Raw genomic sequence first — 23,612 nt, 5'->3', positions numbered from 1 at the left:
CAGCCGTCAGTCGTTGGTGTCGGTTCGGCCGGTGGAGCCGCCGTCCGACGACTGCTCGCCGCGCGATCGGGCCGCGGCGACCTTCGCGCGGGCGACCAGCAGGCCGTCGCCCTCCAACTCGGTGCTGGTCGTCAGGTTCTCGGGCATGAAGCACTCCTTCGGAGTCATGGGGCGGGCCGACTGCCCGGCCCCGTCGTGGGTGGAGCGATGGATCCGTTGCCGGGGCAAGCCGCCGGCGAGGAACCGCAGGTGTTTACGCCGCGCGGCTGTTGACCAGCGCGGGCACCTGTATCCCCCCAAGCCCGCGTCGGGGCGGGAGGAAGTCTTGTCAGACGCTGGTCGGCACGACATCCCGTGCCCTCGGGACAGCGGCCCTCACCAGCGCGGTGAGTGCTTGCCGTCCGAAACGGCAGCGGTGGTGCCGACCTCGAACCAGATCCGTTTGCCGGTGGGATCCGGCTCGGCGCCCCAGTCCGTCGCGAGCGCTGCCACTAGGAACAGCCCTCGCCCGTCGGTGGCATCGAGATCGATCCCGCCTGCAGCCGGCAGTTCGTGGCCGACATCCGTCACCTCGACGCGCAGCCGCTCACCGTCCCAGGACACGTGTACGACGCACGGGGCGTGGGTGTGGGACACAGCGTTGGTGATCAGCTCGCTGGACAGCAACTCGACATCGCGGAGCGCGTCCTCCGCCAGCGGCAAGCCCCAACCGCGCACGGCCCGTATCACCCGCCGCCGGGCGTCCGGCACGGCCTCGGCACTGGGCAGCACGCGAAAGCCGAACGGGGCGGGGGCAGTGGCTTGGCGGGTGGCGACGGACATGAGCGCGGACCTTTCACCGGGACGAGGTCGGCAGCGGGCCGATTCGCGCCGGGATTCACCCGGCAGGTATCTACAGAACCGCCTCCAACGCCGGTGAGCCAGAGCAGAATTGATGCGGCAATGAGGCATCCGTGCTGCAAACCCGGGCATGACCTGGCCTGTTATGGCTACGGACGAACTGACGTACCTCTGGAGGACGCGGGATGGCATCCAGGAGGTCCCGGCTGATCCAGCGCAGGGAGGCTGTCGGCCACACCCAGGAATCCCTGGCTGAAGCCCTCGATGTGGACCGTACGACTGTGGGCCGATGGGAGAGCGGTAGGGGTGCCCCGCAGCCCTGGATGCGGCTGAAGCTCGCCCGCGCCCTGGGAATCTCGGCTGACCAGTTGGCCGCCTTGCTGGCAGTACCCTCTGTAGCCGGCGAAGCAGCGCCGCAGTCCAGCAGCGTCGACGATGCCTCGCCTCCTGTGCCTGCCCGGCGCCCGGACTACGACAGCGATCTCGTAGTGGCCGTGGCAGCCGACTCGGCAGAGTCCGCGCTCTTCCTCCGTTTCGCGAGCGCGTCCAACGTGGACGACACTCTGCTCGAACAGATCGACGCGGACATTGCGAGGCTGGCAGGGGACTACGTGAGCAAGCCGGTGCCCGAGCTCTTCCACGACATCGGAACCCTCCGGCGAGGAGTGTTCGACTTACTCCAAGGTCGCCAACACCCTTACCAGGCAAGCCATCTCTACCTGCAAGCCGGGCGCCTGTGTGGCCTGGCCACCCATGTCGCCCTCGACCTCGGCCAATACACAGCTGCGGCTACGCATTCGCGAACGGCCTGGCGCTGCGCGGAGTCAGCCGACCACAACGGTCTCCGGGCGTGGATCCGATCCGTCCAGTCCCTGATCGCCTACTGGCAGCAGGACCACCGCCAGGCCGCCGAGCTAGCCAGGGCCGGACTGCCGTACGCGGACAGCGGGACGATCGCAGCTCGTCTGCTCAGCCTCGAAGCACGGGCCACTGCCGGGCTCGGCGACAGTGTGAGCGCGCTACGAGCCGTGGCAGCGGCCGAGTCGGCGCGGAGCACAGTAGCTGCCGTGGATCTTCCCGGCGTATTCACGTTTCCCGAGGCCAAGCAGTGGACCTACGCCGGCACCGCCCTCCTGGCCTTGGGCAGCCGGTCGCATGTGAACCGCGCCATCGAGGCGTCCTCCAGGGCCATCGCCCTGTACGAGTCCGCACCACAGCAAGAACAGTCCTCCGGTGACCTGCTGGCCGCCCGCCTCGACCTCGCCAATGCCCACCTCGCCCACGGCGACCTCGACGGCGTGCGGGAGAAGCTCTCGATGGTGCTGGACGCCGCACCGGACCGGCGAACAGCGAGTATCTCCAGCCGCCTTCGGGCGCTGAGCACGCGTCTCGCCGAGCCCGGCTACGCAGGCTCCCCGCTCGTTCTGAGTCTCCGTGAGAATGTCAGAGAAGCCTGCTCTCGACCCGCACTCACGAACCCTCCGGAGCTGCCACAGTGACGAGCAACACCGCACAGCAGGACGCTGCAGTAGCCGACAAGTCCATCCTCGCGAACAGCGCCTACGCCGACGGACGCCACCTGGCCGCCCGCCAGTCGATCTACCGGTGGCAGCAGCCGCAGTACGACCTGCCGGGGATCGTCGTTGAAGAACTGGCCGGCACAAGCGGGATCGTCCTCGACGTCGGCTGCGGCAACGGCAAGTTCGTCAGCCGCCTGCACAAGGACCGTCCGGACCTTCAGGTCGTCGGGATGGACATCTCGGCGGGCATCCTCGCCGACGTCGAGAAGCCGGTCCTGGTGGCCGACGCCCAGGCTCTGCCCTTCGCCGACGACAGCGCCGACGCCGTACTGGCCCTGCACATGCTGTACCACGTAGGCGACATCGAGGCCACGATCAAGGAGCTGGCCCGTGTCCTCCGGCCTGGCGGCGTGCTCATTGCCTCGACCAACAGCGACACCGACAAGCGAGAGTTGGACCAGCTCTGGGCCCGGGCGGCAGGCGACGTCCTCGGGATTCCCGAGGGGCCGGCACGGGTCTCCCTAAGCTCCCGCTTCTCCCTGGAGAAGGCCCGCAGCTACCTCGGGACGGCGTTCAAGGACATCCGGGTCCGGCAACTGCCCGGCACCATCGAGATCAACGACCCCGCGCCGATAGTCGCCCACCTTGCCTCCTACGAGGCGTGGGCCGACCAATGCGGTGTCCCGTTCCACGAGACCGTCAATCGGGCGGCTGAGATCGTCGCTGCCACGATCGCGACCGAGGGGCTGTTCAAGATCACATGCCTCGGCGGATTCCTAGTGTGCCGGCTATAGATCACAAGAACCGTCAAGCTCGATTCGCTCGTCTCCTCCATGCGCCTGGCGCGCGTACAAGGGCAGTGCGGGCGTTCCTCCGCTTGAGCGAGGCATCCACTGAGATCCCAGAAGTTCCGATAGGACCCAGCTGAGGTCGAGCGTCGGGTGGGGCCCACGGATGCCGAGGCCCCACCCGGTGAGAGGTCACCACATGTGCTGAAGGACCGACTCCGTCATTGCACTGACGACCGCCCCTACCACTGCAAGAGTCACCGCCAGAACGATCTCCCTGCGGAACCGCACGTTCTTCCCCTATCCCTGTGTTCCCGTTGGGTTGCTAACAGTCTTAGGGGGACGAAACCGCCGAGGACCTTTCTGGACGGGACCTGAACCGGCTGGGAGGAAGTTGACGAAACTGGACGCCTGGGCCGCGAGCGACCCTCGTCACCAGTAGTCATGAGTTGACACCCCGTTGCGGGAGTTGTAACCCTTCCCCCTGATCGTGCCGTGGATGTTGGGGGAGGTCGCCACGATGGCGAAGGCGATGCCGAGCGAGGACGACGTACCCCCGGGCGCGGAGCGGGATCTTCTCTTGGCGCTTCACGAGCTCTACGACAAGGCAGGGCGGCCGGGGGTCAAGCGGATCAGCGAAGCGGTCAAGTCCGATGACTCGTTCTCCGACGTGGTTTCGCACGAGACGGTCTCGAAGTTGTTGGACGGCCGGGCAGTTCCGGGTTGGCACAAGCTCCGATGCGTCGTCACCGTGCTGGTCCGGGACGCAGTCGTCCGGCCAGACTTGCAGACGGTCCTTGACCAGTTCCACGGCCTCTGGCTCGCGGCTCAACCGGTTCACGAGAAGACCGAAGCGGGCTCTGACTCCCAGAAGTTGTTCGACTCTGCTGGGGGCCTCTCAGGGCGGGCGCGGTGGCACATTGTCGATGCGCCGCACGGCCGCACCTTCTTCGACGTCGAACCCCCTGAGTCGGTCGAGGAGCCTCTCGGGGTGGTAGTGAACATGGGCAATCTGCTGGGGAGGCAGGTATATGACCTGCTGCTGGCTGACACGTACGCAACTCCAGAACTGCTCGCGCGGCAGCTCGGACAAGCGCGTGGACTTCTGATGTTGCTCCTCTACTCATGGGCCAAGCTGGAAGACGAGATGCCCGAGAGAGCACGAGCTCGAATGGCGCGACTCCGAGAAGACTGGGGATACATGGGCAATGAGGTCATTCAAGACCTCATTGCTCCAGAGGAAGCAGACGAGGACGTGGACTGACGATCTGGCTACTCTGGTCAACGGCGCGGGGGCGCTGCCCTTGGAGGACTCCGCATGACTGCCCCCGCAAATCAGCCACCTCAGCCTGGTACCGAGCCGCCGGCGTCTTCGCAGCCGACTGCGGACCCGGGCAGCTCCCTCATCACGCAGGACACGCTGTCGCGTCTCCTCGCGCGGGAGAAGTCATAGGGGGCGGTCTGCCGCCAAGAAGCTGGCCGGGAGCCTCGGCTTCACCGATGTTCTGTCGCTGACCACGTGGGTGGAGGCCCAGCGGACGGCCGAGCAGGCTGCCCTCTCCGAGGTCGAACGTCGGGAGTAGGCGGCGCTGGCGTGGCTCGGTGCGGTCGGGGACAACCTGTCGGACGCCGAGCGGCTTCTCGACGTTGCGGACGACGCGGACGAGCAGGTCGGGCCTCATTCAGTAGAACCGACCTGCGTGAGCGATGCGTGAGCGGACGGGGTGGCAGGGGCCGTCCGGTACTGGACCACGAAACTGTCCGCGTGGCGCTGACCTGCGGGTTCAGCGCCACGCGGCATCAGGCGTCACATGCCGTCATGATCCGGGTTCGACTTGTAAAGCGGGGGTCGTCGGTTCGAATCCGACAGGGGGCTCAGCGGCGGAAGTGCCAGAAGGGCCAGCTCGCCGGGGATCCGGTGGGGCTGGCCCTTCGTCGTTGCGGGTGGCGTGCCGGAGGCTGTGGGGTGGTGTGGGGTGGTTGGTCAGCTGGGTTCGGGTGCGGGTTCGGGTTCGGTGGGTTCGTTCGGGTCGTCGGATTCTTCCGATTCCGCCGGGTCGTTCGGGGGGCCGGAAAGGGCGGTCTCGCCGCTTTTCCGCCAGGTCGCCGTCACCTTCAGGCTGGCCTTTCCGTCGACTCCCGTCACGGCGCTCACGAGGACTCCCGTCTTGACGGAGAGCTCGATTCCGAATTCGAGCGTGAATTCGTCGGGGGCGGCCGCCCGCAGGCCGGATCGCACGTTGCCGACCACGGTCTGGAGGGTGCTCGCGAGGTCGTCCAGCTGGTAGCTGGGGCGGCGCAGGGCGACGTCCCTGGGCCCGCGCTGCTCCTCGATGCGGGCCCAGAAGGTCCCCTCGGGCGTCACTACTTGGACAAGCTCCGACATTTCTCCTCCGAGGGGTGCCGTTGCCGGGGTCGAATTGCCAAAACCGGTGACCGGTCCGGGCCGTGGGCCTATCCTTCTTCTTCGCGAGGGGAACTGTATCGGGCGCCGAAGGGTGGCAGGCCATGGATATGGGACAGCGGGCGGCGGGCACCGAACGCATCTACCTCTCCGATGTGGAGCCGCACGCGGCGGCGCCGATCGACCGGGCCTCGGACCTGCGGTCGCGGGTCCTGCTGCACGTCCTCTTCGCCGACACCCTGCTGATCGGCGACTCGCAGGGCCTCAACAACAGGTACTTCCGGGCGCTCGTCGACGCCGAGGAGGCGCGGAAGGTCCGCTGGTCCCCGGGGGCGGCGGCGCTCTCGGACTTCGGCGCTCTCCTGGAGGCCGGCCGGCTGCGGGTCGCGCTGCGGGCGGGCGGGACCCTGCGCGGGATCAGCGACGGTCACCGGGCCGAGGGCGTGGAGAACGCGCCCGACGTCCCCTACGTGGAGCGGCTGACCGGGGTGTCGTCCGCGCACACGGTGCCGTACGACGGGGCGGCCGTCGCCGCCGCGTTCAAGTCCGGTGTCCTGACGCGGATCGAGGCCGCCGAGCGGGACTTCGCCGGGAGCGCGCGGGAGGCTCTCGAAGCCGCGCGCGCCTGGGTCGCCGAGCAGGATCCGCTGCTCTACAAGCAGCTCCGGGACTGGCTGGCCGGCTACCGGAGCGCGCGCCCCGGGGGTAGCGCCGAACTCGTCCTCGTGCTCCAGTCGGTGGACGACTGGGCCGGCGAGTCCTACCGGCGGGCGCTGCCGCAGGCCCTGGGCGTCGGTATGGCCGGCCCGCGTGACGGCGAGGGCACGATCCCGGTCTTCCGGAGCCGGCGGCTCGTCGAGTGCGCGGGGTTCCCGGCGGTGGTGCTCGACAACCTGTTGCTGTCCCAACTCCCGGTGGAGGTGGTGTTCGAGGCGATCGAGCAGCCCTCCCGGGTTGCCCTGGTCGCGGAGTTGGGGCGGCTGCGCCGGGGGATCCAGCCGGACACGGCGGTGTTGCGTTCGGCGGTCGACGAGTTCAGCGCGTGGACGCTGGAGGTGTTCGAGCGCACCTTCCGCCGCGTCGGGGGCCTGGCGTGGGAGCACTTGCGGGGTGAGGTCCGGCTGATGCGCTTCGGGTTGGACGAGGATCCGGTCGCCGGTCGGCTGGGGGCCGGCCTGGAGGTGGTCTCCCCGGCGAGCGACGGCGTTCGCGACCTGTCGCTCCATGTGGTGAACGGCCCGGGCGCGGCGGGCCCGGACCCGCAGCACCGGGCGCGGCCGCGGCCGTTGCGCGAGCTCGACCCCTTCGAGCGGGTGGTCACCCTCTGACGGCCCCGGTCTGCGGGTCGGGGTGGGCCTGGAGGAGGGCGAAGGCGGCCAGGGTGACGCCGCAGGTGATCCGGCCCTGCCGCAGCCAGCGCGCCATCAGGTCGGGGGAGACCCAGACCGGGTCGGTCACCGATTCCATGGCCTCCGGACGGGCGGTGGCGGTGCCTCCGGGGAGCACGGTGGCGCGGCAGACGTGGATCCCGTTCTCGATCAGGCCGGTGTCCGCGTGGATCAGGCCGAGGCTCTCCACGGTGGAGGCGATGAGGCCGGTCTCCTCCCTGAGCTCGCGCGCGGCGGCCTCCTCCGGGGGTTCGCCGGGCTCGCAGCCGCCGCGCGGGAACTCCAGCGAGGCGGCGCCGACCGGGTAGCGGTAGGAGGGCACCAGCGCGATGCCGTCGGGGCCGGTCGCCACCACGACGACGCCGGTCTGCGACCACTGCCACCGGAGGTAGTTGCCGGCCGTGCCGCCCGGGGCGACGACCTCGTCGTTGTAGAGCCGGCCGAAGCGGTTCCCGAAGACCTCGACGGCCTGGCGGCGTCGGATCGGGGCGGGCGCGGCGAGGTCCTGAGAGTCCGTGGGCATCATGCTCCTACCTGCCGTCGTAGGGCCGCAGGTGGCGGCGGCCTCACCTGCCATGATTGCCCATGGTCGCCAGCTGCTCCACCCAGTGTGCGCGCTCGTCGGTGAACTCGGTTATCTCCGATGAGAGTTGGACCAGCATCTGCAGCGAGGACCGTTGCGCGGCGAGCCGTTGCCGGTCGCCGGGCGGAAGGGCGGCGCGCAGCTGTGCGGCCTCCCGCAGCGCGCGGTACGCCTCGTCGTCCCGGCCGGCCCGGACGAGGCCGATCGCATGCCGGTGCAACGCCTCCGGGAGCCTGGCCAGGTAGCGGCCGGGCTGCTGGTCGGCGAGCTCGCGCAGCAGTTCGAGCGCCCGGTAGCCGGCCGTCACCGCCTCGACGGGCCGGCCGGCCAGCTGCCCGCACCGGGCGAGGAGTTGGAGGCAGGTCAGCAGGGTGGCGTCCTGCCGGGCTCCCGGTTCGGCCTCCTCGCACAGCTCGACGCCGTGCGCGGCCGCGTCGAGGGCCGCGCTCACCTGGCCGTCCTCCATCCGCACCAGGGCCAGGGTGCTCAGCGCCGTCGCGGTGTCCAGGAGGTACGTCTGGCGCAGGGTGTCGTCCCCGTCCGCCCCGGCGAGGAGTTCCTCGTAGCGGGCGACGGCCGACCTGGCGTGTTTGAGCGCCGGTTCGGTCCGGTGGGCGCGGTGCAGCAGGAGGCTCACGTTGTGGAGCGCCCTCGCGTACTCGGGGAGATGGCGTCCGGTCTGCCGGACGAGGTCCCGGCTGAGGCGGACGGCCTGCTGGGCGGCGGTCAGCGCGGAGTCGCCGTCGCCGGGGCGGACGCCGTCCGAGGCCGGCCCGCCCGGGGCCAGTCCGTCCGCGCCGAGTCCGCTGGGGTCCAGTCCGTTGCCCAGTCCGTTGCCCGGTCCGTCCGGGGCGGTCTCGTCGAGCCGGAGGCTGTAGCTGATGAGGCGGCGCAGCCTGCGCAGCTGGTCCTCCTCGCCGAACTCGGGGTCCGGCCGGTCCAGCAGGCGTTTCAGGACCAGCGCCGCCACCGGCGACATGCTGGAGGGGTAGCCGGGCAGCCGGCTCTCGACGGCGGCGAGGACGTCCGGTTCGCACGCCCGTACGGCGGGCAGCATGAGGGCCGCCAGCGGTTCGGCGTGCGGCAGTACGGCGCCGTTGGCGGCCAGGGCGGGCAGGAGCGCGTCGGGCCGCTCGGTGATGCTCCGGGCCAGTGCGGCGTCCAGGGCCGGGTGGGCGGGGTGGTCCACGACCCGCCCCACCCCGGTGCAGCCGCGGGCGCGGGCGAGGATCTCCACGGTCTCGGTGGCCGCCGCGATCCGCTGCTGCGGCGAGGCGGGGTCCGGCGGGTCCAGCAGGGCGAGCAGGTACTCCTCGGAGCGTCCCGAGCTCTCCGGCGTACTCAGTACCCGTCGGACCAGGATCTCGCCGATCCGGCTCGGGCCGACGGGGGCGACCAGGCCGTCCTCGGCCGGGTAGAGCATGCGCAGGAGGGCGTTGACGACGTTCATGTTGAGGGGCGGATGGTGGGGGAACGCCTCGGCCCGGACCCGTTCCAGCAGGGCGATCAGCTGGTCCGAGCGCCGCCCGGGGGCGAGGACCGGGACGAGGAGGAGCCCTTCCGCCAGGAGCCGGCCGGCCTCGCCGGCCAGGGCCGGCTCCGCGGGCAGCCACGCCGTGAGCTGCGCGTGCCAGACCCGGACCTCGTGGTCGCAGAGCCGTTCCAGTGGATCGCCGTTCCCGGACCAGCTGCTTCCCCGGGCGAGGGTGAGGACGGCGTCCAGCGCGAGTGCCAGCACGCCGAGCAGCGAGTCCTCCCGCCCGGCGCGCGACGGAAGGCTCCTCGGTACGGGCAGGCGGTCGTGGCCGAGTCGTCGGGCGAAGACCTCGAAGGCCGAGACGACCAGCGCGGCGGGCGAGGTGTTCCCGGCGGAGGCAGCGGAGGCAGCGGAGGCGGCGGAGGGGATGGAGGCGGCGGAGGGGATGGCGGGGATCGTCCTGGGGAGTTCCACGACGCTGGCGTCGGCCAGTGCCCAGTCGTCGACGCCGCTCTGCAGCGCCCGCCAGAAGGGCTCGGCCGTGCGGGCGAGCAGCAGCAGGCGCAGTCGGGGCTGCTCGGGTCCGAACCGCGAGACGTGGTCCACCAGGGTGCGGATGTCCTCCAGCCGGGCCTGGGCGTAGTCGAAGACGGCGAGGACCGCCAGGCCGTCGTCGAGGGCGGCGGTCAGCTCGTCCAGCCACCCCGCTCCCGCGAGGCTGCTGCGCTGCACGAAGCCCGCGAGCCAGCCGTCCTCGGCCATCAGCCGGCACAGTTCGGCGGCGATCCGGGTCTTGCCGGAGCCGCCCGGCGCGTGGAGCAGGCGCAGCAGCAGCGGGGTCCCGTCGGCGCACCAGGCCCGCAGTTCGGCGAGTTCGGGGCGGTCGACGAAGGGCATCGCGCCCTGCGTCAGCAACTGGGCGGGGGTCGGCCGGGGTGTCTGGCGGGGGCGGTGGTGCCCGTACGCCCCGAAGAGCCGGATCTGGCGCCCGGCCCGGTCCATCGCCAGGTCGTACCAGGCCGTGCCGGGCCGGTGGCCGAGTCCGTTGCGCCGGGCCAGTTCGGGGAAGCAGGTCCGCACCGCGTCGACGGGGACCATCCAGCCGCCCAGGACGGCCGTCTCGTCGCGGGAGGTCTTGAGCACTCCGCACACCCGCCCGGTGGCGGGGTCGAGCACGAGGCTGCCGCTGAACCCCTGGACGACCTGGTCGCTCTTGAGCCGGACGAAGTGGCCCGCTTCGCCGGACCGGCCGACGACGGAGAGGTGCAGGGTGTCCCGGTGGGTGCCGGCGTCCAGGGTCGCGTCGCTGAATCCGTGGACGATCACGTCCGAGCCGCCGGGGGGCACCTGGTCGGCGAGCCAGACGCCGGCGGTGTCCAGCGGTTCGGGGAGCCGGAGCACCGCGAGGTCCGGGTAGGCGTAGATGCCGCTGTCCGGGTCCTGCCGCGGTTCTCGGGCGATCACCTCGGCCCGGAGCGTGCGCCCGTCCACCGTCACCGCCGGGTGCGGGTCGGAGCGGACGACGTGGGCGCAGGTCAGCACGGTGTCGGGGGCGACCAGGAAGCCGGTGCCGGAGCTCTCCGCGGTCTCGATCAGCACCGCCTGTTCCGTGGCGAGTCGGCTGACGGCCTCCCGGCGCCGCCGGGTCTCGTTGTCGGGGATCACTCGGGGTCCCTTCGATCGGGGGTGCCAGGGTGTCGTGTCCGGCCGTCGGAATCCAGTGGCGGGGTTGCACCGGGGCGTAGTTGACGCAGGGTCCAACCGTGGGCGCCGGGGGTCAAGTGGGTGGTGTGGGCGGTGAGGAGTTCGGCGGCGCGGCGGTAGGAGAGGCGGGCGCGGCCGGTGTGGGGGCAGCGGTCGGGGGCGGGGGTGCCGGCGGGGGCGCGGCGGTCGGTGAGGAAGAGCGGGCCGGTGGTGCGGCCGGCGACGAGGAGGGGGAGCAGCCGGGCGGTGCCGCTCCGCCAGTGGACGGGGGTGCGGCCGGGCCGGTGGAGGGTGCGGTGCCGGGGCAGGTCGAGGTGGTCGGTGTCGAGGGCGAGGACGGTGTCGATGGTGGCGCCGGATTCGTGGAGCAGGTGCCAGAGCGACTGTTCGCGCAGGGGCGCGCGGAGGGTGAAGAGGGCGCGCAGGTCGTCGGGTGTCAGCGCAGTGGCGGTCGGTTCGGGCCGCGGGCCGGGGTGCAGGTCGGTGGTGGGGTCGTCGTCGAGCCAGCGCTGGGCCCGCCACCAGGCCACGGCGGCGCGCAGGGTGGAGAGTTCGCGGTTGAGCGTGCGCGGGTCGGTGCCGGCGCGGCGGCGGTCGGCGGCGGTGCGCAGGCGGCGGGCGGCGTCCGGGTGGTCGAGCAGGGCGAGCGGGAGGACGGGCGGCCGGGCGCGCCGCCGTTCGGGGCCGGTGGGGGCGGGGCGGTCGGCGAGGGCCCAGGCCCAGGTGTTCAGGGCGATCCGGTAGATCCGCCGGGAGCCTTCGGCGAGCCCGGAGGCGGCCAGGTAGCGCTCGACGGCGACGGCGTACTCGACCGGGGGGAGTTCTGCCATGGCGGGCCTCTTCCGCAGTAAATCAACTCGTGCCGGACTCCTGAAGGCTATCGTCCAAGCGCAGTAAATCGCAGGTGAACGGCCATTTCTGAGGCCGTTTACTGCGGTAGTCGACAGAGCGTGAAATATTGAGGCCAAAAGACTCAACTTTTTCCTGGAAGCCCTTGAACGCCGTTTCCGTCCGGAGGCAGACTGCCGCCCATGGCAGTGGATGTGGAACGGATCCCGGCCCGCCGTCGGCGGCTGGGAGACCGGCTCGCCGTGCTGGGCGAGCGCGATTTCGCGTGGTTCTTCGTCGGCTACTCGACCTCCCTCCTCGGCTCTTCGATGGCACCGGTGGCGGTGGCCTTCGCGGTGCTCGACGGCGGCGGCAGCGGAACCGACCTGGGGTGGGTGATGGCGGCCCGGATCCTGCCGGTGGTGCTGGTGCTGCTGGCCGGCGGGGTGATCGCGGACCGGTTCGGCAGCCGCCGGGTGATGCTGGGCTCGGACGTCCTGCGCGGGCTCGTCCAGGCGGTGTTCGCCGCGCTGCTGACGGCCGGGCGGGCGCCGGTCTGGGTGATGGTCGCGCTGGTGGCGGTGTGGGGGATCGGGGAGGGGCTGTTCCTGCCGGCCCTCGGGGCGATCGTGCCCGGCCTGGTGCGCCGGAAGGAGCTCCTGGCCGACGCGAACACCCTGCTGGGGCTGGCCCGTTCGGTGGCCACGGTGGCCGGGCCCGCGACGGCCGGCCTGGTGACGGCGGCGCAGGGCCCGGCGGTGGTCCTGCTGGTCGACGCGGTGACGTACGGCGTCGGCGCGTTCGCCCTGGCCAGGCTCCGGCTGCCCGACCGGGCGGCCGGCGCGGCCGGTGGTGAGCAGTCGATGCTCGCCGAACTGCGGGCCGGCTGGTCGGAGTTCGCCTCCCGTCCGTGGTTCTGGATCACCACCGTCCAGATGGGCCTGTTCAACCTGCTGGTCTGGGCGCCGTTCCTGGTGCTCGGCCCGCTCACCGCGCAGCGGGACCTCGGCGGCGCCCGGGCCTGGGGTCTGGTGATGGGGGTGTACGGCGTCGGCGCGGTGCTGGGCGGGCTGGTGATGCTCGGGCGGCGGCCTGAGCGGCCGCTCGCGGTGGCCACCGTGGCCGCGCTGGCCTGGGCGCTGCCCTCCGCCGCGCTCGCGGCCGGTGCGCCGCTGCTTTGGGTGGTGGCCGGCGCGCTGGTGGCGGGGGTCGGCTCGGCGGTCAGCGGGACGCTGCTCAGCACGACGATGCAGAGCTGGGTGCCGCCGGAGGTGCTCGGCCGGGTCAACTCCTTCGGGGCGCTCGGCGCGTTCGTGCTGGGGCCGCTCGGGCTGGCGGGGGCCGGACCGGTGGCGGACCGGATCGGCGTGGACAAAGTGCTGCTGCTCGGTGCGGTCTGGCAACTCGCGGCCGGTACGGTGGTGTTGGCGGTGCCGGCGGTTCGGAACCGCCGGTGGGAGGGGAGCCGGTCCGGCGAGGGCGGGCGGCACGGCGACCGGGAGGGAGCGCCCTGACCCGCGCTGGTCCGGCCCGCGCTGGTCCGGCCCGCGCTGGTCAGACCCGCGCTGGTCCGACCTTCCAGGATCCGCCGACCCACCCGCCCCCGAACGGCTCCGGGGCGCACCCCCGGCCCCCGGTGCGGCCCACCGCGCACCGCGCCCGGCCGGCTCCGGAGCGCGACCAGGTCCGGCCGCCGCACCCCCGCCGCCCGCGGCGGGCGCCGCGGCCGGACCGGTCGTACGGTGGAGGGAGCGGGGGTGGACGGAGGAGGTTTGACCATGCCCGGTTCGCTCACCATCAGCCACCACGAGTCCGCGGCCACCCTGGACCGCACGGACGCCGAGCGGCTCGCCACCGTACTGGCGGAGCTGGCGTACCTGCTGGAGATCCCGGGGCCGAACCGGATCAACGACGCGCAGCTCGCCCTGTTGTGCGAGGGCCGGGCGCCGGACCGCGCCGAGTTGTCGCACTGGTCCCGGGCGCTCGCGGCCGAGCTGAAGGGGCGGCGCTGACGGCCCTGGCGCCCGCCGCAACCGGCGGCCCCGGTGCCTGCCGACGCCGAAGGCGCGCCGCCCCGCCCGCCGTACGATGGCGTGCGGGGCGGGCGGACGTCGCGCGCCCCGCGGGCGCCGGAGTGGCCGGCGGCCGGTCCGGCGGAGGGTGGGGGCCCGAGCGTGCCGCAGTCCTGGTCGATGTCCTGGCTGACCGTGGAGACGCCGCTGCCGAGCGGCCCGATGCACATCGCCGTGACGCCGCTGGGCGTGGCGGCGGCCGGGTACGGCGGGCGGGACGGCGAACTGCCGCCGTGCACCGACGCGTCGAAGAGCGCCGCCGTCCGGGACCGGATCGGCGCCTATCTGGCGGGCCGCAGCCGTGAGTTGGGCCTGCCGATCGACTGGAGCCTGAGCTCCGGCCCGCACCGCACCGTGCTGCGCACGCTCTGGCAGGAGGTGCCGTACGGCCGGACCATCACCTACGGCGAACTGGCGGCCCTCAGCGGGGTGTTCGAGGACGTGGCCGAGCCCGGCCTGGCGGCGCGGACGGTCGGCCAGATGATGGCCGCCAATCCCGTCGCCCTGCTGGTGCCCTGCCACCGGGTGGTGGCGGCGGACGGGATCGGCGGCTTCGGCGGCGGCCGGGTGGGGATCGACGTGAAGCGCTGGCTGCTCACCCTGGAGGGTGTGCTGGAGCCGACGCTCGACTGGAACGGCCCGCTGTAGCACCGGGGTTACCACGCCGACGGAGCCGTGTTCCCCGCACGAGCCGCCCGCCGTCGCGTCCGGGCTACCGCTGCCGGACGAGGGAGACCGGGGCGGGCGCCCGGCGCGGCCGCACCGGCTGGATGCCGGAGACCAGCGTGTACTCGACGCCGTGCACGGCCGGATCCACCCCGGTGGGCTCCGGCCGTTCGCCGAGTGCCAGCCGGACGGCGTCCCAGGGCAGGTTGAGGCCGCACAGCCGCAGCTGGTGGAGCCCGGCGGCGGGCCGGGTGTTGACGTCGATCACCACCGGTCGCCCGGCCAGTTCGCGGAACTGGATGTTGGACAGGTACGCCATCCGGCCGGCCCCGACCAGGCGCCGGACCGGCTCCAGGTGCCGCGGATCGGTGGTGAAGCCGCGCCGGCGGCCCGCCTTGGTGCGGCCGACCACGGTGAGGGGGTGGCCGTCCCGGTCGGCGAGGCAGTCCACCGAGACCTCCGGCCCGTCCAGGTAGGGCATCACCAGCAGGTCGACGGGCTCGTCCCCCTCGCTCCCCGCGTCCGGTCGGGCGGACAGGGCGGCGGCCACCTGCTCGACCTGGACCCGGTGGTCCCAGCCGTGAAGCCGCCACGGCCCGTACGGCTCCCGGGTGAGCACCCGGAAGCCCGCGCCGCCCGCGCCGGTGGTGGGTTTGAGGCAGGCGGTGTGCCCGGCGGCCTCGATCCGGTCGACGGCGTCGAGCAGTTCGTCGGCGGTGCGCACCCGCCACCAGGGCGGGGTGGGCAGTCCGGCGGCGGCGATCGCCCGGTAGCCGTCGGCCTTGCTGGTGTAGGTGGCGACGGCGGTGGCCGGCGGGCAGAGCAGGGTGGTGCCGATCGCCTCGAACTCCGGCCGGGCGAGGGCGATGGCGAGTTGGTGCAGCTGCGGGAGGAAGACGGTTATGGAGTGTCGGGCGCAGTAGTCGAGCGCGTAGCCGACGTAGGCGTCGGCGGGCAGGTCGGCGGGTTCCAGGGTGCCGTGGTCGGCGGCGGCGAGCACCGGGGAGTCGGGGTCGGCGTGGGTCGCATGGACCGTCACCGGGCGTGGCGCGGTGCGGAGTTGTTCGATGAAGAAGATGTTCTCGGCGTAGGTGCGGTTGAGCCAGACGCGGACGGGGGCTGTCAAGACTGCCTCCCAGGGCATGAGATGACGAATGGTCAGGGCTCGCGGTCGGCCGTGCTCGTCAACTGGCCTGGCGGCCCTGTGAGGTGGCACCTTAGCGGCCGGCTCCCCGGGCCCGGACGGGAGGGGCGCCGGGTGTGCGGGCGTCAGGGGGTGGCGACGGAGGGGGTGTCGATGGGGGAAGATGGGAGGCGGTATTCCCGATAAGTTCGAATAATCAGTCGAACAGATATCGATCGGGTGATCCAGTCGTACTATTTGTTCGGTTATCCCGAACCACTCGAACGAGTGATTGCGGCATGCACCCGAATGGGCCCACCATGAAGCTGCAACATGAATGTGCAAGGCGACACTTCATCGGGCATGCGAAGGGCTCCCCTTATGTCGACCGAAACCAATGCCGGTGTTCCCGCGCCCAGCGCGCAACCGGAGATCCGGCAGCAGCAGAGTCTGAGCACGGCGGGTGCGCGGAACCTCGCCACGACCACCAAGTCCGCGCCGCAGATGCAGGGCATCAGCCCGCGCTGGCTGCTCAGGAAGCTGCCCTGGGTGCAGGTGTCCGGCGGTACCTACCGGGTCAACCGCCGCCTGCGCTACTCGGTCGGCCGCGGTCGGGTGAGCTTCGTCAAGACCGGCTCCGAGGTGCGGATCGTCCCGCCGACGCTGGCCGAGGTGCCGGTGCTGCACGGCTTCCAGGACGAGGCCGTCCTGACGGAGCTGGCCGGGCGCTTCGTCCAGCGGGAGTTCGCCGCCGGCGACGTACTGGTCTCCGCCGGTTCGGCGATCAACGAGGTCTTCCTCATCGCGCACGGCAAGCTCGAACGGCTCGGCACCGGCAAGTACGGCGAGGAGACGGTGGTCGGCACCCTCGCCGACGGCGACCACCTCGGCGACGAGGCCCTCCAGCAGGAGGAGGGCACCTGGCCGTACACCGTCCGGGCCGCCACCTCCGGCACCGTGATGGCGCTCTCCTGGCCCGCCTTCCAGGAGCTCCACGACCGCTCCGAGGCCCTGCAACTGCAGGTCATCGAGTACCTGAACGGCTTCCAGCAGGCGCAGAACAAGCACGGCGAGGCCGCGATCGACGTCTCCGCCGGCCACCGGGGCGAGTACGAGCTGCCCGGCGCCTTCGTGGACTACGAGCTCAAGCCCCGCGAGTACGAGCTGAGCGTCGCGCAGACCATCCTCAAGGTGCACTCCCGCGTCGCCGACCTCTACAACCAGCCGATGAACCAGACCGAGCACCAGCTCCGGCTGACCATCGAGGCGCTGCGCGAGCGCCAGGAGCACGAGCTCGTCAACAACCCCGAGTTCGGCCTGCTGGAGAACGCCGCGTACGACCAGCGGATCCAGACCCACTCCGGCCCGCCCACCCCGGACGACATGGACGAGCTGCTCAGTCGCCGCCGCGGCACCAAGATGTTCCTCGCCCACCCCAAGGCCATCGCCGCCTTCGGCCGAGAGTGCAACAAGCGCAGCCTCGTCCCGGGCACGGTCGAGGTCGAGGGCAAGCACGTCACGGCCTGGCGCGGGGTGCCGGTCTTCCCGTGCAACAAGATCCCGATCGTCGGCGGGCACACCAGCTCGATCATGGCGCTGCGCGTCGGCGAGGACAACCAGGGCGTCGTCGGCCTGCACCAGACCGGAATTCCGGACGAGTACCAGCCGAGCCTTTCGGTGCGGTTCATGGGAATCGACGACAAGGCCGTCATTTCCTACCTGGTCAGCGCCTATTACTCCGCCGCGATTCTCGTCCCGGACGCGGTCGGCGTCCTGGAGAACGTGGACGTCGCGCAGCGCTAGGCGCTGCCCGGGGCGCGGCTCCGTCATTCCGGCCGGGCGCGCGATATCCGGGCACGCGCCCAGGCCCGGGGCCGGGCACCGACCGACCGGAGCCGGTCGGAATTCCACGCCGCCCGGCCGGGGCACCCACACCCCGGCCGGGCGGTGCGCCGCGGCACGTCCGGAAAGCGGGCCGGCCGTCGGCCGACCCTGCCAACCGACCGGGTCGGCCGACCCACGACCGGCCCCTCACACCAGGCCACCTCACCGCAGGCCGACAGGGGGAGAAACCCATGACGAGCTCCACACTGGAGCGGGACCACAAAGAGGGGAACGAGGCGGCGGACGTCCTCGCCCGGGCCCGCAACCTGGTCGACCCGGTCCTGCGGGCCGCCGTCGACTCACTGCCCGGCGCGATGCGCAAGGTCGCCGGCTACCACTTCGGCTGGTGGGAGGCGGACGGCTCGCCCGTCGAGGCCCCCTCCGGCAAGGCGATCCGGCCCGCCATGGTCCTCGCCGCCACCCAGGCGCTCGGCGGCACGACCGCCGAGGCCACCGCCGCGGCCGCCGCCGTCGAGCTGGTGCACAACTTCACGCTGCTCCACGACGACGTCATCGACCGGGACGAGACGCGCCGCCACCGGCCCACCGCCTGGCGGGTGTTCGGCACCACCGAGGCCATCCTGGCCGGGGACGCCATGCACTCGCTGGCACTGCGTCTGCTCGCCGAGGACGCCCACCCGGCCGCCCGCGGTTCGGTCCGCCGGCTCACCGACTGCGTGGTCGAGCTGTGCGAGGGCCAGCAGATCGACTGCGCCTTCGAGCAGCGCAGCGACGTCTCGCTCGCCGAGTGCCTGGCGATGGCGGAGGCCAAGACCGGCGCCCTGCTCGGCGCCGCCTGCGCGATGGGGGCCCTGTACGGCGGCGGGTCGGAGGAGGCCGCACAGGCGATGGACGGCTTCGGCCGGGAGATCGGCCTGGCGTTCCAGCTGATCGACGACCTGATCGGCATCTGGGGCGATCCGGCGGTGACCGGCAAGCCGGTGGGCGCGGACCTGGTCGCTCGGAAGAAGTCGCTGCCGGTGGTCGCGGCGCTGGGCTCCGGCACCCCCGAGGGGGCCCGGCTCGCCGGGCTGTACGCCCTCGAACGCCAGCTCAGCCCTGAGGAGTTGGCGCAGTGTGCGGCGTCCGTCGAAGGCGCGGGCGGCCGCGGCTGGGCGCAGGGCGAGTCCTGCGAGCGGATGGCGGCGGCGATGGCGCAGCTGGCCACGGCCGTCCCGGAGCCGTCGGCGGCCGACGAACTGCTGGTGCTGGCCGAACTGGTCACCCGCCGCAGCCACTGACCAGGCTGGTCCGACCGGGCCGGTCCGACCGGACTCGGCCGGCCGGACCCGTCGGGAGCGGGAAGTCGGCCGGCCCGACTTCCCGCTCCGCGCCCGGCGCCTCAGCGTCGGTAGCCGGTAGCCGGTAGCCGGTAGCCGGTAGTCGGCAGCCGGTAGTCGGCGGGCGCCCGGGAAGCATCGGGCCACCCGACATGCTGACCCGCCCCGCCCCGCATAGCATCCCCTATGTATGCGTATGTCCAGAATTCCGGTGCGCGCCCGCGCCACCGGCCTTCCGTGCACTGGGGAGAGCGACGAGCATGGCCAACCCGGCACTCGTGGACCCGGCCACGATCCGCGCGACCGCCGCCGAGGCCTGGATCCGTGCCTACCCGATCCTGCGGAACTACCGCACCCTGTACGCGCAGGCACTGGACGACGCGGACCCGGGGTACGTCGGCGGCTTCGGCGTCTTCCGCCACCGCTCGCAGCCGTTCACCCCGGCCGACACCGACGTCGCCGCCCCCGACAACGACACCCCGCACTCCTGGGCCTGGCTCGACCTGCGCGCCGAGCCGTGGGTGGTGTCCGTCCCGGCCACGGACCGCTACTACGTCCTCCCGCTGCACGAACTCGACACCGTGTACGCCGGGTTCGTCGGTGCCCGGAGCACCGGCCAGGAGGCCGGCGACTACCTGGTGGCCGGCCCCGACTGGCGGGGCGAGCCCCCGCCCGGCGTCCGGGGCGTGCTCCGCACCGCCACCCGCCTGGTCGGCATCCTCGGCCGCACCCACCTCACCGGCGACACCCCCGCGGACGTCGCCGAACTGAAGGCCGTCCAGCAGCAGTACCGGCTGCGGCCGCTGCACGAGTACGCCGGCACCCCGGCGCCCGCCCCCGCGCCGGAGCCGGTCTGGCCGGTCTGGCGCGAGGAGGTGCTGGACACCGTCGAGTTCCTCAGCTTCCTCGACTTCCTGCTCGGCTTCTTCCCGCTCCGCGGGCCCGTCGAGCTGCCGCCCGACGAGGTCGACCTGCGCGGCCGCCTCACTGATCTCGGCATCGACGGGCGCGGCGAGTTCGAGCCCGCCACGCTGCCGATCGAGGTCCGGGCCGAGATCGAGCGCGGCATCGCGGACGGCCGCGCACGGCTGGAGCGCGCCGCCGCCGAATCCGAACCCACCAGCCCGGCCGCACTCTTCGGCACCCGTGAGCGGATCGGCGGGGACTTCCTCCGCCAGGCCCTCGGCGCCAGGCTCGGCCGCTACGGGCTGCCCGCCGAGGAGACCTGGTGCGGCGGTTGGGCGGCGGACAGCGCGGGCAACCGGCCGCCGAACGCCAGCGACCGCGACTACGTCGTCCGCTTCGGCCCGGACGCCCTGCCGCCGGCCCGGTACTTCTGGTCCGCCACCATGTACGCGCTCCCGGACCGCCTGCTGGTCGACAACACCCTGGACCGCTACGCGATCGGCGACCGCACCCCCGGCCTGGTCCGCGACCCGGACGGCGGGCTCACCCTCCACCTCCGGCACAAGCGGCCCGCCGACGCCCAGCACTCCGCCAACTGGCTGCCCGCCCCGGACGGCCCGTTCACGGTCGTCGTCCGGCTGCACGGCCCGGACCGGTCCGTCCTCGACGGCCGCTGGCGCCTCCCGCCGCTCGACCCGAGCTGACCCGCACCGCAGAGATCCGCACCGCAGAGACCGCGCCGCAGAGACCGTGCCGCAGAGACCGCGCCGACCGGACGAAGGACACCCCGATGAACCACCCCGAGCTGGAGGCCCTGGCCGCCGACGCCTACGTCTACGGCTACCCGCTCGTCGCCGACCTCACCATGGTCGAGCGCTTCTCCAGGGGCGGCCTGGGTACCCTGCCGGCGGCGTCGTTCAACCACTTCAGCCACGCCACCCGGCTGGCCGGGCCCAAGGACCACTTCGTCTCGGTCAACAACGACACCCTCTACTCGATCGCCCAGCTCGACCTCTCCGAAGGCCCGCAGGTGCTGCGCGTCCCGGACACCGCGGGCGCCTACTACGTGCTGCAGGTCGTCGGCGCGTGGACGGACAACGTCGCCTACGTCGGCAGCCGTGCCACCGGCACCGGCGAGCAGACCTGGCTGATCGTCCCTCCCGGCTGGCACGGCACCCCGCCCGACCCGTCCCGGGTGATCGAGGCGCCGACCACGGTGGCGACCATCGTCGGCCGCTTCGCCTGCACCGGGCCGGACGACCTCCCCCGGGTCAAGGCCCTCCAGAAGGCCCTCACCCTGGAGCCGCTGGAGCCCGGCGGGCTGGTCGCCGGACTGCCCGAGCCCGACCCGGAGGTGCCCGAGCGGCTGGCCTTCTTCGAGCGGCTCCGGGTCTGGATGCAGGCCTTCCCGCCGGCCGCCCCGGACGTCGAGTACCAGCAGCGCTTCGCCCCGCTCGGCCTGCTCGACGAGGGCATCTCGCCGTACCGCGCGACCGCCGCGGACTGGACCCTCGCGCTGGCCAAGGGACTGGCCGCCGGCCGCGAACGGGTCGAGGACGCCACCCGCCCGCCCGAGGACCACCCGCCCGGCGAGTGGCGCTCGGCGCTCCACCTGTTCGACTACAACATCGACCACCTGGGCCCCGGCACCCTCGACGACCCCGAGTGGCGCATCCCCGACCGCCGCGCCGGCTACCTCAGCCGGGCCGCCGCCGCCCGGGCCGGCCTCTGGGGCAACCACGCCTACGAGGCTTCGTTCGCGATGACCTACGACGACTCCGGCGGCCGCCCGCTCAGCGGCGCGCACCGCTACACGCTGCGGTTCGACCAGCCGCCGCCCGCCGAGGCGTTCTGGTCCGTCACGATGTACGCGCTGCCGGACTACTACCTGGTGGACAACCCGATCGAGCGCTACGCGATCGGCGACCGCACCCCGGGCCTGGTGTACGGCGAGGACGGCTCGCTCACCCTGACGCTCCAGCACGAGCAGCCCGAGGACGAGGTGGAGGCGGCCAACTGGCTGCCCGCCCCGGTCGGCGAGTTCCGGCCGATCATCCGGCTCTACCAGCCGAAGGCGGCCGTGCTGGACGGCAGTTACCGGGTGCCGCCGATCGACCGGAGCTGACCGCCGTCGCCGGGCACGGACGCCGACCGCCGGACGCTCAGTGCGAGGCCGGGGTCGCGGTGCCCGTCGCCGAACCCGTCGGGGTACCCGAGGACGGGTGCGCGGACGCCGACGCGGACGCCGACGCGGACGCCGACGCCGACGCCGACGCCGAGGAGGACGCCGACGGCGAGGGAGCGCCGGACGACGGCGACCCCGACGGGGACGGGGACGGAGCCGCCGTGGCCGTCCCCGACGGCTGCGGAGAACTGCTCGGCTGCGGGTCCGCCGTGGCCGACGCCGACGCCGACGCCCCCGGGGCGGCGGGGGAGGAGGCCGAACCGCCCCGGTTGTGCGGTCCGCCCTCCAGGGTGACGACCGCCTGCGAGGGCGGCAGCGCGATCCGGGCGGTCCAGTGCGCCGCGGGCGCGAGGTCCTCGTCCACGGTGACGGTCACGGTGATCCGCTGGCCCGGTGCGAGGGTGCCGGAGTCGCGGCTGAGCCGCAGCCAGGCGGCGTCCGTCACGGCGTGCCAGTGGATCTCGGTGGTGCCGGAGTCGGTGAGGGTGAGGATGGTCCGGCTGCCGTACTCGGCGGCCTCGACGGTGAGCAGCCCGGCCGGGGCCGGTTCGGCGCTGCCCGGGCCGCCTCCGGGCGCGGGTGCCCGTCCGACGGCGGGGGCGGGTGCGGCGACCAGGGTCGGACTGCCGATCGGGGTCGCCCCGCGGGCCGGTACCGGGACCGCCGGGCCCTGGAGGGTCAGCCGTGGAAAGCCGAGGGGCAACGTTTCTGCACCGATCGCCCCGGCACCCACCGTCCCCGCCCCCGCCAGCTCCATCCCCGGCACCCCCGGCAGCCCCGTGCCCGCCGGTGCGCCCGCCGTCGGCCACGGCTTCGACGGCTGCTGCCCGCCCGTCCGCCCGGCCTCCTCCACCCGCACCGCGGACACCGCGGCCGCCGTCCCCGACCCGCTGCTCCGGTGCCCCGCCCACAGGGCGACCACCGGAGCCGCCAGGACGGCCGCGAGCACCCCGGTGGTCACCACCCGCCGACGCACCGCCAGTGCCCGGCCCGCGTCCGGCGCCCGGTGCCGGGGGAAGCCGCCCTGGTCGAACCGCAGCCCCGACTCGGCCGCCGGCACCGCCTTCGCCCGCCGCACCGCACCGACCGCCGACGGCAGGTGGCCGATCACCGACGCCAGGTACGCCGCTCCCTCGCCTCCCTCGCCCGAGGGCGCCGGAGCGGGGGCGGGAGCCGCCAGCAGCGGCAGCCCGGACATCCCCGCCGCGCCCTCCCGCACCTCGCCGGCCACCCGCCCCGCCGTCCCCCGGCAGGTCGGGCAGTCGACCACGTGCTGCACCAGCTCCCGGCGCAGCGCCGGGCCGAGCACCCAGTCCCGCCAGGACTCCGCCCCGGCCCCGCCGAGCCGGTCCAGCTCCGGGCAACTGCCCACCCCGAGCACCAGCAGCGCCGCCCTGGTCCGGGCCACCTCGGCCTCGGCGGCGGCGAGCAGCGCGCGGGTCCGCTCGAACGGCAGGCCCAGCACCGCCGCCACCTCGTGCGGGGTCAGCCGGTGGCGGACGGACAGCTCCAGCGCCTCGCGCTGCTCCGGGTCGGTGCCGGCCGCCTCCGGCCAGGCGAGTGAGGCCAGCTCGCGCCGCCGCCGGGCCGCCTCGGCCTCGGTCGGCTCCGCCGTGGCGTCCCGCCCGGCGCCGTCCGCGAGCCGTCGCAGGCAGCAGTACCGGGCCAGCGAGAACAGCCAGGCCCGGACCAGCCCGGGCTCGGTCAGCCGGGCGCCGTGCCGCCGTGCCAGCTCGCGGGCCTCGCGCAGGGCGCCGGTGGCCGCGTCGTGCTCGCACAGCACCGAGAGGCAGTAGGTGAACAGGCCGTCCACCTGCCGGTCGTACGCCGCCGGCACGGCGGCCGGCGGCCCTTCAGTACGCGTTGTCACCCGTCCGACGGTAGAGACGGCGGGCGGCGCACCCCGGCCGTTCGCCGTGTATGTACTTCTTTCGGGTAACAACATCGCCCATCTGTGTGGGTTT

Annotated in this window: 19 protein-coding genes; 11 read left to right on the top strand and 8 right to left on the bottom strand. The window is 73.0% G+C overall.

Features of this window, described 5'->3' with window-relative positions:
* Positions 1-6: 6 nt before the first annotated feature.
* A complete protein-coding gene (locus ACIQVZ_RS10265; protein WP_402448626.1) occupies positions 7-147 on the bottom strand; it encodes a hypothetical protein in 141 nt (46 codons plus the stop codon).
* Between the two features lie 228 nt (positions 148-375).
* Positions 376-822 (bottom strand): ATP-binding protein, encoded by a 447-nt coding sequence (locus ACIQVZ_RS10260; protein ID WP_402448624.1) that lies wholly within the window; start codon positions 820-822, stop codon positions 376-378.
* A gap of 203 nt (positions 823-1,025) precedes the next feature.
* On the opposite strand from ACIQVZ_RS10260, the gene ACIQVZ_RS10255 reads away from it, so the two are divergent.
* The 3 genes from ACIQVZ_RS10255 (at position 1,026) to ACIQVZ_RS10245 (ending at position 4,412) form a co-directional block, all read left to right on the top strand.
* Positions 1,026-2,339 (top strand): helix-turn-helix transcriptional regulator, encoded by a 1,314-nt coding sequence (locus ACIQVZ_RS10255; protein WP_402448622.1) that lies wholly within the window; start codon positions 1,026-1,028, stop codon positions 2,337-2,339.
* Positions 2,336-3,154 (top strand): class I SAM-dependent methyltransferase, encoded by an 819-nt coding sequence (locus ACIQVZ_RS10250; RefSeq protein WP_402448620.1) that lies wholly within the window; start codon positions 2,336-2,338, stop codon positions 3,152-3,154. Before ACIQVZ_RS10255 ends, ACIQVZ_RS10250 begins: the two co-directional genes overlap by 4 nt.
* A gap of 493 nt (positions 3,155-3,647) precedes the next feature.
* The gene (locus ACIQVZ_RS10245) at positions 3,648-4,412 is read left to right on the top strand and encodes a hypothetical protein (protein ID WP_402448617.1); all 765 of its coding nucleotides are present in this window, start codon (positions 3,648-3,650) and stop codon (positions 4,410-4,412) included.
* A 720-nt stretch (positions 4,413-5,132) separates the two neighbouring features.
* On the opposite strand, the gene ACIQVZ_RS10240 is transcribed toward ACIQVZ_RS10245, so the two are convergent.
* Positions 5,133-5,534, bottom strand: a complete 402-nt coding sequence (locus tag ACIQVZ_RS10240; protein WP_402448615.1) for a CU044_2847 family protein — start codon at positions 5,532-5,534, stop codon at positions 5,133-5,135.
* A 122-nt stretch (positions 5,535-5,656) separates the two neighbouring features.
* Between ACIQVZ_RS10240 and ACIQVZ_RS10235 the strand changes: the two genes are divergently transcribed.
* Positions 5,657-6,880 carry a hypothetical protein gene (locus ACIQVZ_RS10235; protein WP_402448613.1) on the top strand — a complete coding sequence of 408 codons (1,224 nt, stop codon included), beginning with the start codon at positions 5,657-5,659 and terminating at the stop codon, positions 6,878-6,880.
* Here the strand turns inward: ACIQVZ_RS10235 and ACIQVZ_RS10230 are convergent.
* From ACIQVZ_RS10230 to ACIQVZ_RS10220, 3 genes are read right to left on the bottom strand one after another with little or no spacing between them, the layout of a single operon-like run.
* On the bottom strand, positions 6,870-7,463 hold the full coding sequence (locus ACIQVZ_RS10230) for an NUDIX hydrolase (protein WP_363631749.1): 594 nt from the start codon (positions 7,461-7,463) through the stop codon (positions 6,870-6,872). The genes ACIQVZ_RS10235 and ACIQVZ_RS10230 overlap by 11 nt on opposite strands.
* 43 nt (positions 7,464-7,506) lie before the next feature.
* Positions 7,507-10,665, bottom strand: coding sequence for a trypsin-like peptidase domain-containing protein (locus ACIQVZ_RS10225; protein ID WP_402448611.1), 3,159 nt, complete (start codon positions 10,663-10,665; stop codon positions 7,507-7,509).
* Complete coding sequence (locus ACIQVZ_RS10220) at positions 10,662-11,534, bottom strand: hypothetical protein (protein ID WP_402448609.1); 873 nt, start codon at positions 11,532-11,534, stop codon at positions 10,662-10,664. The genes ACIQVZ_RS10225 and ACIQVZ_RS10220 overlap by 4 nt, the downstream gene beginning before the upstream one ends.
* Positions 11,535-11,735: 201 nt before the next feature.
* Here ACIQVZ_RS10220 and ACIQVZ_RS10215 point away from each other — a divergent pair, with 201 nt between their 5' ends.
* The 3 genes from ACIQVZ_RS10215 to ACIQVZ_RS10205 all read left to right on the top strand — a co-directional run bounded on the left by ACIQVZ_RS10215 (position 11,736) and on the right by ACIQVZ_RS10205 (position 14,252).
* Entirely contained in the window at positions 11,736-13,046 is a 1,311-nt protein-coding gene (locus tag ACIQVZ_RS10215) for an MFS transporter (RefSeq protein ID WP_402448607.1), read from the top strand.
* Between the two features lie 264 nt (positions 13,047-13,310).
* Positions 13,311-13,544, top strand: a complete 234-nt coding sequence (locus tag ACIQVZ_RS10210) for a hypothetical protein (protein WP_350878384.1) — start codon at positions 13,311-13,313, stop codon at positions 13,542-13,544.
* A 162-nt stretch (positions 13,545-13,706) separates the two neighbouring features.
* The gene (locus ACIQVZ_RS10205; protein WP_402448605.1) at positions 13,707-14,252 is read left to right on the top strand and encodes a methylated-DNA--[protein]-cysteine S-methyltransferase; all 546 of its coding nucleotides are present in this window, start codon (positions 13,707-13,709) and stop codon (positions 14,250-14,252) included.
* A gap of 64 nt (positions 14,253-14,316) precedes the next feature.
* On the opposite strand, the gene ACIQVZ_RS10200 is transcribed toward ACIQVZ_RS10205, so the two are convergent.
* Complete coding sequence (locus ACIQVZ_RS10200) at positions 14,317-15,396, bottom strand: ATP-grasp domain-containing protein (protein WP_402448603.1); 1,080 nt, start codon at positions 15,394-15,396, stop codon at positions 14,317-14,319.
* A 378-nt stretch (positions 15,397-15,774) separates the two neighbouring features.
* Here ACIQVZ_RS10200 and ACIQVZ_RS10195 point away from each other — a divergent pair, with 378 nt between their 5' ends.
* The 4 genes from ACIQVZ_RS10195 (at position 15,775) to ACIQVZ_RS10180 (ending at position 21,588) form a co-directional block, all read left to right on the top strand.
* Complete coding sequence (locus tag ACIQVZ_RS10195) at positions 15,775-17,196, top strand: family 2B encapsulin nanocompartment shell protein (protein ID WP_350878388.1); 1,422 nt, start codon at positions 15,775-15,777, stop codon at positions 17,194-17,196.
* Between the two features lie 272 nt (positions 17,197-17,468).
* On the top strand, positions 17,469-18,518 hold the full coding sequence (locus ACIQVZ_RS10190) for a family 2 encapsulin nanocompartment cargo protein polyprenyl transferase (protein WP_350878389.1): 1,050 nt from the start codon (positions 17,469-17,471) through the stop codon (positions 18,516-18,518).
* 299 nt (positions 18,519-18,817) lie between these two features.
* Positions 18,818-20,167, top strand: coding sequence for a DUF1254 domain-containing protein (locus tag ACIQVZ_RS10185; protein ID WP_402448601.1), 1,350 nt, complete (start codon positions 18,818-18,820; stop codon positions 20,165-20,167).
* Positions 20,168-20,253: 86 nt separating this feature from the next.
* A complete protein-coding gene (locus ACIQVZ_RS10180; protein WP_402448598.1) occupies positions 20,254-21,588 on the top strand; it encodes a DUF1254 domain-containing protein in 1,335 nt (444 codons plus the stop codon).
* A gap of 37 nt (positions 21,589-21,625) precedes the next feature.
* Here the strand turns inward: ACIQVZ_RS10180 and ACIQVZ_RS10175 are convergent, their stop codons facing one another.
* Positions 21,626-23,518, bottom strand: coding sequence for a hypothetical protein (locus ACIQVZ_RS10175; RefSeq protein ID WP_402448596.1), 1,893 nt, complete (start codon positions 23,516-23,518; stop codon positions 21,626-21,628).
* Between the last annotated feature and the right edge of the window lie 94 nt (positions 23,519-23,612).

It is taken from the genome of Kitasatospora sp. NPDC098663 (genome assembly GCF_044760075.1).
Taxonomy (GTDB): domain Bacteria; phylum Actinomycetota; class Actinomycetes; order Streptomycetales; family Streptomycetaceae; genus Kitasatospora.
The sequence above is the reverse complement of the archived record's forward strand: the minus strand, read 5'-3'. Positions and strand labels throughout refer to the sequence as shown.

Coding starts and splice junctions, on each gene's coding strand:
- ACIQVZ_RS10240 (WP_402448615.1), bottom strand. CDS start 5,534: ATGTCGGAGCTTGTCCAAGTAGTGACGCCCGAGGGGACCTTCTGGGCC.
- ACIQVZ_RS10215 (WP_402448607.1), top strand. CDS start 11,736: ATGGCAGTGGATGTGGAACGGATCCCGGCCCGCCGTCGGCGGCTGGGA.
- ACIQVZ_RS10265 (WP_402448626.1), bottom strand. CDS start 147: ATGCCCGAGAACCTGACGACCAGCACCGAGTTGGAGGGCGACGGCCTG.
- ACIQVZ_RS10260 (WP_402448624.1), bottom strand. CDS start 822: ATGTCCGTCGCCACCCGCCAAGCCACTGCCCCCGCCCCGTTCGGCTTT.
- ACIQVZ_RS10245 (WP_402448617.1), top strand. CDS start 3,648: ATGTTGGGGGAGGTCGCCACGATGGCGAAGGCGATGCCGAGCGAGGAC.
- ACIQVZ_RS10220 (WP_402448609.1), bottom strand. CDS start 11,534: ATGGCAGAACTCCCCCCGGTCGAGTACGCCGTCGCCGTCGAGCGCTAC.
- ACIQVZ_RS10255 (WP_402448622.1), top strand. CDS start 1,026: ATGGCATCCAGGAGGTCCCGGCTGATCCAGCGCAGGGAGGCTGTCGGC.
- ACIQVZ_RS10210 (WP_350878384.1), top strand. CDS start 13,311: ATGCCCGGTTCGCTCACCATCAGCCACCACGAGTCCGCGGCCACCCTG.
- ACIQVZ_RS10195 (WP_350878388.1), top strand. CDS start 15,775: ATGTCGACCGAAACCAATGCCGGTGTTCCCGCGCCCAGCGCGCAACCG.
- ACIQVZ_RS10230 (WP_363631749.1), bottom strand. CDS start 7,463: ATGCCCACGGACTCTCAGGACCTCGCCGCGCCCGCCCCGATCCGACGC.
- ACIQVZ_RS10185 (WP_402448601.1), top strand. CDS start 18,818: ATGGCCAACCCGGCACTCGTGGACCCGGCCACGATCCGCGCGACCGCC.
- ACIQVZ_RS10235 (WP_402448613.1), top strand. CDS start 5,657: ATGGATATGGGACAGCGGGCGGCGGGCACCGAACGCATCTACCTCTCC.
- ACIQVZ_RS10180 (WP_402448598.1), top strand. CDS start 20,254: ATGAACCACCCCGAGCTGGAGGCCCTGGCCGCCGACGCCTACGTCTAC.
- ACIQVZ_RS10190 (WP_350878389.1), top strand. CDS start 17,469: ATGACGAGCTCCACACTGGAGCGGGACCACAAAGAGGGGAACGAGGCG.